10 protein-coding genes and 1 riboswitch are annotated in these 9,694 nt (G+C 32.1%); of the genes, 8 read left to right on the top strand and 2 right to left on the bottom strand.

Translation table 11 applies throughout. From position 1 onward, the window contains the following. Positions 1–30: 30 nt before the first annotated feature. Both ACI32A_RS05285 and ACI32A_RS05280 read right to left on the bottom strand, forming a co-directional pair. Positions 31–489 (bottom strand): HD domain-containing protein, encoded by a 459-nt coding sequence (locus ACI32A_RS05285; RefSeq protein ID WP_439753992.1) that lies wholly within the window; start codon positions 487–489, stop codon positions 31–33. Beyond that, positions 486–1,649 carry an iron-containing alcohol dehydrogenase gene (locus tag ACI32A_RS05280; protein ID WP_439753991.1) on the bottom strand — a complete coding sequence of 388 codons (1,164 nt, stop codon included), beginning with the start codon at positions 1,647–1,649 and terminating at the stop codon, positions 486–488. Before ACI32A_RS05280 ends, ACI32A_RS05285 begins: the two co-directional genes overlap by 4 nt. A gap of 122 nt (positions 1,650–1,771) precedes the next feature. Here ACI32A_RS05280 and ACI32A_RS05275 point away from each other — a divergent pair, with 122 nt between their 5' ends. The 8 genes from ACI32A_RS05275 (at position 1,772) to ACI32A_RS05240 (ending at position 9,691) form a co-directional block, all read left to right on the top strand. Continuing rightward, positions 1,772–2,662: a DMT family transporter gene (locus ACI32A_RS05275; RefSeq protein ID WP_439753990.1), complete on the top strand. Its 891-nt coding sequence runs from the start codon at positions 1,772–1,774 to the stop codon at positions 2,660–2,662. A gap of 123 nt (positions 2,663–2,785) precedes the next feature. Beyond that, on the top strand, positions 2,786–4,090 hold the full coding sequence (locus ACI32A_RS05270) for an ATP-binding protein (RefSeq protein ID WP_439753989.1): 1,305 nt from the start codon (positions 2,786–2,788) through the stop codon (positions 4,088–4,090). Between the two features lie 168 nt (positions 4,091–4,258). After that, positions 4,259–5,260 carry an ATP-binding protein gene (locus ACI32A_RS05265; RefSeq protein WP_439753988.1) on the top strand — a complete coding sequence of 334 codons (1,002 nt, stop codon included), beginning with the start codon at positions 4,259–4,261 and terminating at the stop codon, positions 5,258–5,260. A gap of 210 nt (positions 5,261–5,470) precedes the next feature. Further along, a riboswitch (TPP riboswitch) is annotated at positions 5,471–5,566 on the top strand. 45 nt (positions 5,567–5,611) lie between these two features. Next, entirely contained in the window at positions 5,612–6,373 is a 762-nt protein-coding gene (locus tag ACI32A_RS05260; protein WP_439753987.1) for an ABC transporter permease, read from the top strand. After that, complete coding sequence (locus tag ACI32A_RS05255; protein ID WP_439753986.1) at positions 6,370–7,374, top strand: ABC transporter substrate-binding protein; 1,005 nt, start codon at positions 6,370–6,372, stop codon at positions 7,372–7,374. Before ACI32A_RS05260 ends, ACI32A_RS05255 begins: the two co-directional genes overlap by 4 nt. 7 nt (positions 7,375–7,381) lie before the next feature. Further along, complete coding sequence (locus ACI32A_RS05250) at positions 7,382–8,116, top strand: ABC transporter ATP-binding protein (RefSeq protein WP_439753985.1); 735 nt, start codon at positions 7,382–7,384, stop codon at positions 8,114–8,116. Next, on the top strand, positions 8,109–8,792 hold the full coding sequence (locus ACI32A_RS05245; protein WP_439753984.1) for a TatD family hydrolase: 684 nt from the start codon (positions 8,109–8,111) through the stop codon (positions 8,790–8,792). Before ACI32A_RS05250 ends, ACI32A_RS05245 begins: the two co-directional genes overlap by 8 nt. A gap of 20 nt (positions 8,793–8,812) precedes the next feature. Further along, positions 8,813–9,691, top strand: coding sequence for a DUF1848 domain-containing protein (locus ACI32A_RS05240; protein WP_439753983.1), 879 nt, complete (start codon positions 8,813–8,815; stop codon positions 9,689–9,691). The last annotated feature ends 3 nt before the right edge of the window (positions 9,692–9,694 follow it).

Here is a 9,694-nt window from a genome sequence, read left to right as displayed (position 1 = left end):
CACGTACGGTTTGATAAGGGGCGGTAGATTTTAAAGTCTATCGCCTACTTTATGTTTTATGGTTTCTTTGGATGCACATATTTTATCGGCAATACAAAGTAGCCAGCTTTCTTTGTATTTTGGGGGAATGGGAATCAATGGAAACATGTGTTTGATAATCATATCGGCTGTAATGTCATCGATTTCAAATTCTTTTTTGGCATTTTCTAATGCAAAATAGGGATGGCGAAAGCCATGGAAGCAATGCCATTTTTGTTTGTCATGCCAGTCATATAAGAAAAAATCATGCAACAAAGCCCCACGAATCAGAATTCTTTCATTTAAATGTAAATGTAAACAATCATTGAGATATAAACACATGCGAGCGACTTGTATCGAATGCTCAAAGACGGTTTGACTTCCATGTTGTATACATTTTTTTTCAATGTCCATGGATTTTGATGAAAGAATATCTTGTCCGTATTGTCTTATTTTTTGTTTGTATTTCATTCAAAAGACCGTTCAAAAATTTGAATAATATCTTTTTGAGATAGTGGAACAAAGCTTCCTTTACATTTTGGATAGGCTTTTTTTGCCATGATTTCAAATTGATCTTTATTTGTGATTCCTACTTCTTTTAGTGTTCTTGGAAGGTGCATGGTTTCAAAAAAGAATGTTTTTAATGCATCGATTCCAAGCTGAGCAGCTTTCATGTCATCGTTTTCAGTAATATTAAAGACATTACGTGCCATCTGGGCAAAGCGAGCACTTGTTTGTTCATTTAATATATATTCCATCCAGACAGGTGTTAAAATGGCAAGCCCTTGTCCGTGTGTAATATCATAGAAAGCCGATAATTCGTGTTCCATGGGGTGGATACACCATTTGACTTCGCATCCTAATTTAATGGTTCCATTTATCGCAAAGCTTGAACACCACATTAAACTGGCTCTGGCATCGTAGTTATCGGGTTGATTGCAGGCAATAGGGCCGTATTGAATGCAGCAACGTAATATGGATTCCGCAAAACCGGCTTGCATCTGTGTTCCTTCTACGTTATTAAAATAGTTTTCAAATGTATGAGACATCATATCAGCTACACCCGATGCCGTTTGTTTTTTAGAAACCGTAAATGTATAAGTTGGATCTAAAATAGACATTTTAGGGAATAGACAATGTGCTCTTGTACCTAGTTTTTCATTTTTTGTCAGGTCTGAAATAACCGCAAATGGATCCATTTCGGAACCCGTTGCCGATAGTGTTAATACAGTATAAATGGGTAAAGCACTTTGGATATATTCTGGATGAATCACTAGATCCCAGGCATCTTTGTCATATACAGCAGCGGCAGCTACGACTTTAGCACAGTCAATGGTAGAGCCTCCTCCAATGGCTAAAACCATATCGATCTGGTTGTCTTTACAGATTTGTGCGCCTTTTCGAACGGTTTCAATACGTGGATTGGGTTCAACACCGGCTAGTTCAAAAACATCCATGTGATTTTCTTTTAATATATTCATGGCTTCATCATAGATACCAGTTCTTTTAATACTTCCAGATCCATAAACCAGTAAGACGCGATTTCCACTTTCTTTGAGTTCATTTAAATGCGTGATTTGATTTTTCCCAAAGTGAATGGTTGTGGGAATGGAGTAAGTAAAATTATTCATGTTGTCCTCCTTTTTCGTGTTAATCATATCACTTTTTATGAGTTTGTAAAAAATAAAATATGTTATGACATTTTTTTATAAATCATTTGAATTTTGTCTTTGTTTTTTCTATAATCTTATTCATGAGTAAAAAAGTAAGAAATTCATTTTTATTGGCTTTTGCTGCTTTATTGTGGGGAATTAGTTTTGTGTTTCAAAGCGAAGGAGGCCAAGCCATTGGTCCATATTCTTTTAATAGTATTCGCTGTTTTATTGGAAGTCTTTGTTTGATTCCAGTAATTTTTCTATTAGATCGATTTGGTTTATCGAAAAAACCAGAAACAAAACAAGATTACAAGACTTTGATTTTGGGAGGAATTTGTTCAGGGTCTTTAATATTTGTGGCAACTAATCTTCAACAATTGGGTTTATATTTTGGAACCCCTTCTTCTAAAGCAGGTTTTTTAACCGCTTGTTATATTGTTTTAGTCCCTGTTTTTGGTTTGTTTCTAAAGAAAAAATGTGGAATCAATATCTGGATTGGTGTACTATTAGCCGTCATGGGTTTGTATTTTTTATGCATTCATGGAGAATTTCGAATTGAATTCTATGATTTATTAACTATTATTTGTGCACCTGTTTTTGCGATTCAAATTTTAGTAATTGATTATTTTTCCCCAAAAGTAGACGGTGTCAGACTTTCCTGTATTCAATTTCTGGTTTGTGGTATTTTAACAGCGATTCCTATGTTGTTTTTGGAAGTTGATTCGAATTGGATTTATCAATTCAATGCATCGGCCTGGGTTTCCATTCTTTATGCAGGAATTTGTTCTTGTGGAATTGCGTATACACTGCAAATCATTGGACAAAGAGATTTAAATCCAACCATTGCTTCTTTAATCATGAGCTTAGAATCGGTATTCTGTGTTCTGGCTTCCTGGTTATTACTGGGACAAACTTTAACACTAAGAGAAACTTTGGGTTGTGTTTTAATTTTTATAGCTATTATATTGGCACAGCTGCCTAAGAAATAAAACTCCATTGGAGTTTTTTATTTTGCATAAAAATTTCCAAAATGTTGATGAACCATACAAAATAGATGTCCAAAATGTTGATAGATAAACATTTTGGAATTATAATAACGGTGGGTAAAAAATATGTTAAAAAGAAAAATTATGGATCAGCTTTTATATTGGGTCAATCATAAAGATAAAAAATGTCTTGTGGTACAGGGTGCCAGGCAAGTAGGGAAAACTTTTATTATTGAACAATTTGCGAAAGAAAATTATGAAGAAATATTAGAAATTAATTTCAAACAAATGATTTCTGCTAGTGAGATTTTTTCACAAGATCTAACGGTTGATCATATGATAATGGCAATGCGTTTTCGTTTTCCAGATAAAAAAATGATTCCAGGAAAGACTATAATCTTTCTAGATGAAATTCAGGAATGTCAGCAGGCAATTACTTCACTAAAGTTTTGGGCGATTGATAATCGTTTTGATGTTATTGCTTCGGGTTCTCTTTTGGGAATTGATTATAAAAGAGCTTCTTCTTATCCGGTAGGTTATGTTGATTATTTGAATATGTATGGTTTGGATTTTGAAGAATTTCTATGGGGAATGGGGATGCATACAGACATGATTTCTGTTTTAAAATCGTTTCTTGAAAATAAAATGGTTATTCCTGATTCCATTCACAAACAAATGATGGCGTATTATAGAACATATATTGCTATTGGTGGTATGCCAGAAGCTGTACAGAAATATGTGGATGTAAAGGATTTCAGGGAAGTGGATAAAATCCAAAGAAATTTGCTTCAGGGTTATCAATATGATATTGCGCATTATGCAACGGCAGAAGAAAAAATAAAGGCAGAGAAGTGTTATCTTACTTTGGCAAGGCAATTACTGGATAAAGAAAATCATAAGTTTCAATATAAAGAAATTGAAAAAGGTGCCAGGGCACAAAAATATTATTCAAGTATAGAATGGTTAGTTACATCAAATATCGTTCATTTGTGTAAATTAGTGACAAATATAGAATATGATTTAGAAGATTATTCAAGGGAAGATTTTTTTAGAGTATATACAACGGATTTGTCTTTGTTGATGGCAATGAAAGATTTTTCTTTGAAACAACGTATTATAGAAAATTCGCTTACAGGAAATACAAAAGGGGGATTGTATGAGTGTGCAGTAGCGGATGCTCTTTACAAAAAGGGTTATTCTTTATATTTTTATAAAAATGAAACAAAGAAAAAGGAATTGGATTTTCTGATTCAGGTGGATGGAAAAATTGTTCCAATTGAAGTAAAGAGTTCTAATACAAAAGCTAATTCTTTGAATTCTATTATGAAAAATAAAGAAATAGAATATGGATATAAATTCATAGATGGAAATATAGGTGTCAGTGAAAATGGTATTATTTCTTTACCTTTATATATGGCTTGTTTTATCTAGGTCAGAAAAAATGTAAAGAATGGATAATTTTAGGCCCGAAAAAATGTATATCCTATAATTGAGGTGGTTTTATGAAGCGTTTTGCGTTTGATGATTTAGTGAAATGGAAGAAAAAGTGAATCGAAAACCGCTTATTATTATGGGAGCCAGACAAGTAGGACCTGGTTGATGAAAGAGTTTGGAAGCAGGGAATATCAAAAAGTTGCTTATATTTCTTTTTATAATAATAAACGAATGGCAGATGTTTTTGAAATGGATTATGATATTCAACGTATTTTGATGGCTTTCAATATTGAAACGGGCGTAACGATTACTCCTGGAGATACTTTGATTATTCTTGATGAAATACAAAATGCACCTAAAGTATTAGAATCGTTAAAATATTTTTGTGAAGATGCCAATGAATATCATGTCATGGCAGCTGGTTCATTATTGGGTGTTGCGTTGCATGAAAATGTATCGTATCCAGTGGGAAAAGTGGATGTATTGAATCTTCATCCAATGAGTTATAGAGAATGTCTTTATGCTATGGAAGAAGAAGGATTAGCTAGAACATTAGAATCAAAAGATTATAATCTAATTCATTTGTTTTCGGATAAATATATAATGTGGCTAAAGAATTATTACTATATTGGTGGAATGCCTGAAGTTGTGAATTATTTTTCGCAAACGAGGGATTATAAAGGCGTTCGTGATATTCAAAATTCTATTGTTTTACAGGATAAAGGGGATTTTGGTAAGCATATAGGTGCAAAGGAATTACCTAGAATCAATATGGTTTGGGAGTCAATTCCGATGCAATTAGCAAAAGAAAATAAAAAATTCTTTTTTAGACAAATAAAAAAAGGAGCACGTAGTAGTGAATTTGAGGTTGCAATTCAGTGGCTTCAAGATAGCGGATTGATTTATAAAGTAAATAAAGCGCATGTACCTTTATCGGCTTATAAAGACTTTAGCTCTTATAAGCTTTTTATGGTGGATATTGGTTTGTTGGGAGCACTTAGTGGATTGGATGTGTATTCCATTTTAGAAGGGAATGAAATTTTTGTGGAGTTCAAAGGGGCTTTGAGTGAGCAATTTGTTCTACAACAGATATTGTCTGAAACAGATTATATTCCGTATTATTTTGGAACAGAAAAAGCGACTTTTGAACAGGATTTTATCATTTAAAAGGGTAAACAAATTATTCCGATTGAGGTAAAAGCACAAGGAAATGTTCGTTTGCAGAGTTTGAGGGCTTTTTATGATAAAAATTAACCAGAAATGGCTGTTCGATTTTCTTTGTTGAATTATTGGAAGATGTAAATATTCCTTTATATACGGTTTGTAATTTGTGATTTCTATAAAACAAGCGTATAATTATGTGTACAAGTAAATCATTTGTCGTGACAGGGGTGCTTTTAGCTGAGATGGGTTTCCAATCCCTTATGACCTGATCTAGTTAATACTAGCGTAGGGAGTCATATCAAAGTTTGAAGTGGCGTCCTTTGTGGCGTCTTTTTTTATAGGAAGGAGGATGTTGTGAAAAACAAACAGAAATATGTCATGCCCATTGTTGTGTTCGTGATTGTACTTTGTCTTTGGGAAGGTTGTGTAAAACTATTTGGTATTAGTTTATATATTCTTCCTGCTCCTTCAAAAATTATAAAAGCGATTGTTGATAATTTTAGTATTTTATGGATGCATTCCATGGTAACGTTAAAAGAGTCTTTAATTGGTTTAGGAATCAGTACTGTTTTATCGATTATAATTGCTATTGGAATGGATATGTCCAAATCCTTTAAAACCAGTATTTATCCATATTTAATTGTGACACAAACGGTTCCTGTTATGGTATTAGGGCCTTTGTTTTCGATTTGGCTGGGATTTGGTTTGGCGCCTAAAGTATTGATTGTGATTTTTATGTGTTTCTTTCCCATTGCGATTTCATTTTGTGATGCATTGGGACAAGTGGACAATAATCAAATTAATTTATTAAAGAGTTTTGGTGCCAATACGTTTCAAATCTATAAAATGGTAAAAATACCAGCTGGGGCTTTGGGTTTGTTTTCGGGACTCAAAGTAGCCGCGACATATTGTATTGGAGGAGCCATTGTTGGAGAGTGGCTTTCAAGCAGTGCTGGACTTGGTTATTATATGTTACGTGTCAAAAATGGTTATATGTTAGATAAAGTATTTGCTTGTGTGGTAATGATTATTTTATGGAGCATTTTATTGAATCTGGCTATGTCTTTGATTGAATATATATTGTTCCCTCATTTGAAAAGGAGAAAAAGAAAATGAAAAAAATTGTTTCTGTGTTTTTATCGTTTGTAATGGCTTTGTCTATGGTAGCTTGTAGTTCAAATCAAGATACTTCATCGAATTCTGACTTAACAAAAGTGACTTTAATGCTGGATTATACACCTAATACAAATCATACTGGATTCTATGTAGCTAAAGAAAAAGGATATTATGAAGAAGCTGGATTGGATGTAGAAATTATTGAACCAGGCGATAATGCGACTACTAGTATGGTAGCTACTGGAAAAGCAGATTTTGGTGTGTCTTATCAGGAAGATGTAACCTATGCTTTAACGGCCCAAGAAGCTTTACCAATTAAAACCATTGCGACAATTATTCAACATAATACATCTGGTTTTGTGTCTTTAAAAGATGCCAATATTACGTGTGCCAAAGATTTTGAAGGAAAAACATATGCTGGATGGGGTGCTCCAAGTGAAGAAGCTGTAATTCAGGCGGTTATGAAAAAAGAAGAGGCTGATTTTTCTAAATTAACAATTGTAGGAGCGGATGGATCGGGTATTGCTGGTTTATCAAGTGAAACAGGTGAAAATAAAGTCAATATTCAATGGGAATTCTATGGATGGGCTGTTTTAAGAGCGATTATGGATGGATATGAAGTGAATTATCTTCCATGTAATGAATTGGATTCCAGATTGGATTACTATACTCCTGTTATTATCACAAATAACGATATGATTGAAAATAACAGTGATATTTGTCAGAAATTTATGGAAGCAACAAAAAAAGGGTATGAATATGCTATTGAAAATCCAGATGAATCCGCTGAAATTTTACATGATGTAGCTTTAAGTGATGTGGATTTAGAGTTCTTGAAAAAATCACAAGAATATTTATCAGCGCAATATGCACCAGATGTTTCCTGGGGTGTTATGAAAGATGAAGTCTGGGATAATTATACGGATTTCATGTTTGAATATGGTTTAATTGATCATAAAATTGAAGCCAGTGATCAATATACGAATGAATTTGTAGAATAGGATGTATATGAAGCTAAGTGTAAAGGATTTATCAATTTCTTTTGATGGGCAATTGATTTTAAATCATATTGATTTTCAAGTGAAACAAGGAGAGTTTGTGGCAATTTTAGGACCATCTGGTTGTGGAAAATCAACGATTTTAAATATATTGGCGGGTTTATTAAAAAAAGAATCCGGTGTCATTGAAGTGGATGGACAAAGAGTCGATGGTTTGAGTGATCATTTTGCGTATATGCCACAAAGTGATTTATTACTGGAATGGAAAACCATTTTGGAAAATGTCACTTTATATGGACAAATCAATCATGATAAAAAAGCCAAAGAAAATGCTTTAAAAGAATTTAAGATATTTGGCTTGGATGGATATCAAGATGCATATCCTTCTATGTTATCGGGTGGAATGCGTCAAAGAGCGGCTTTTCTAAGAACGGCTTTATGTAAAGCCGATATCTTATTACTCGATGAGCCTTTTGGAGCATTGGATGTCATCACAAGAAATGATATGCAAGATTGGTTACTGGATTTACGAAAGAATTATAATCGGACAACAATTTTAGTGACTCATGATATTGATGAGGCTTTATATTTAGCGGATCGTATTTTAATTTTAAGTCATAGGCCTGCTACTTTAATCAAAGAAATTCATTTAGAAGGAATCACAAAGAGTCGGGATTGGTTGTTTGATCAAGGTGTTTTGAAAAAAAATATTTTTGATTTATTAAAGGGTGAAAACAATGTATGATGCACATTTTCATATATCCGATGAATTATTTAAAGAGTTTCAATTATATTCTTTAAAAGGAATTTGTAATATTAGTAATATAGAAGAATATCATCAAATTCAATCGTATTTAAATCAATATTTTTTTCATACAAGTATTGGCATTCATCCCTGGAAAGCAGATACTATTTCTTTTGAAGATATGGAACCTTTATTAAAACAGGCACAATTTATTGGAGAAATTGGCTTGGATAATACGTGGTGTGATGTGGATATGGATGTTCAAATGGGTGTTTTTGAAAAACAATTACAATTGGCACAAGACTATCATAAACCAGTGATTCTTCATATTAAGGGAATGGAAAAAGAGGCTTTAGAAATATTAAAGAAATATAAGAATATTTATATTTCGCATTGGTATTCTTGTATGGATTATATAGAAGAATATGATGAAGTTATGGATTATTTTACCATTGGTCCTTCTGTGGGAGTGGATGAAGCTGTCAATGAAGTGGTTAAAAAAATTGATTCTCATAAATTATTGATTGAAAGTGATGGTATAGATGCCATTGAATGGGCTATTGGTTCTAGAAATTATATTTCTACTTTAAATCATTCGATGGAAGTGATTCAAAAAATCAAAAATGAAAAAATTGATTTTGATTTAAATTTTAATAATTTATTGAAAAGAGCGTAAGCTCTTTTTATATTATATATATGATTTTGATGGCAAGTGGAAGATGTGATGTAGTTGCGTTTTATATGGAATGGTTTATGAATCGATATAAAGAAGGATATATTGATGTAAGAAATCCGTTTTATGAAAAAAAGATTAGTCGTATTTATTTTAGAGATGTGGACTTAATTTTATTTTGTACAAAAAATCCGATTCCTTTACTTCCTTATTTAGAACAAATTCATATTCCCATTTATTTACATGTAACTATAACGGGGTATCATAAAGATATTGAACCATTTGTGATAGATAAAACAAAAATTATTGAAGCTATTCATTTGTGTTCACAAATTCTAGGAAAAGATAAAGTAGTCCTTCGATATGATCCTATTTTTATGAATGATATATATACGATAGATTATCACATTAAAGCTTTTTCTCGTTTGTGTTCTTTATTAGAAAATGATATCGAAGAAGTAATTATTTCTTTTTTAGATGAATATAAAAATGTAAAGAAACATAAGAATTCTTTACAATATAAAGAATTAAAAGAAGAAGATTATAAAATAATAGGAAATACTTTTTCTAAGATTGCTCATAGTCATCATATGAAAATAAAAACTTGTTTTGAAGAAAAGAATTTAGTGGAATATGGATTTGAACAAGATGTTTGTTTATCGGCAAAGAAAGCTTTTGAATTGACAAATAAAATATATAAACCATGGAAAGCTCGTAAATGTGGTTGTGTGGAAATGGTGGATATTGGTGTCTATAATAGTTGTTCGCATTTTTGTCAGTATTGTTATGCCAATTATGATGAAAAGAAAGTAAAAGAGAATCAGAAACAACATGATGTTTATTCTTCTTTATTAATTGGTCATCTTCAACAAGAAGATGAAATAAAAGAAAGATTGAAATAAAAT

This window comes from Floccifex sp., from assembly GCF_051873555.1.
Lineage (GTDB): Bacteria > Bacillota_I > Bacilli_A > Erysipelotrichales > Erysipelotrichaceae > Floccifex.
Note: the sequence above shows the minus strand (reverse complement) of the source record. Positions and strands in the feature narration are given on the sequence as shown.

What these genes read in the sequence shown, in the direction of transcription:
- ACI32A_RS05265 (WP_439753988.1), top strand. Translation starts at nt 4,259, where the DNA reads ATGAAAGAGTTTGGAAGCAGGGAATATCAAAAAGTTGCTTATATTTCT.
- ACI32A_RS05270 (WP_439753989.1), top strand. Translation starts at nt 2,786, where the DNA reads ATGTTAAAAAGAAAAATTATGGATCAGCTTTTATATTGGGTCAATCAT.
- ACI32A_RS05245 (WP_439753984.1), top strand. Translation starts at nt 8,109, where the DNA reads ATGTATGATGCACATTTTCATATATCCGATGAATTATTTAAAGAGTTT.
- ACI32A_RS05240 (WP_439753983.1), top strand. Translation starts at nt 8,813, where the DNA reads ATGATTTTGATGGCAAGTGGAAGATGTGATGTAGTTGCGTTTTATATG.
- ACI32A_RS05275 (WP_439753990.1), top strand. Translation starts at nt 1,772, where the DNA reads ATGAGTAAAAAAGTAAGAAATTCATTTTTATTGGCTTTTGCTGCTTTA.
- ACI32A_RS05250 (WP_439753985.1), top strand. Translation starts at nt 7,382, where the DNA reads ATGAAGCTAAGTGTAAAGGATTTATCAATTTCTTTTGATGGGCAATTG.
- ACI32A_RS05255 (WP_439753986.1), top strand. Translation starts at nt 6,370, where the DNA reads ATGAAAAAAATTGTTTCTGTGTTTTTATCGTTTGTAATGGCTTTGTCT.
- ACI32A_RS05285 (WP_439753992.1), bottom strand. Translation starts at nt 489, where the DNA reads ATGAAATACAAACAAAAAATAAGACAATACGGACAAGATATTCTTTCA.
- ACI32A_RS05280 (WP_439753991.1), bottom strand. Translation starts at nt 1,649, where the DNA reads ATGAATAATTTTACTTACTCCATTCCCACAACCATTCACTTTGGGAAA.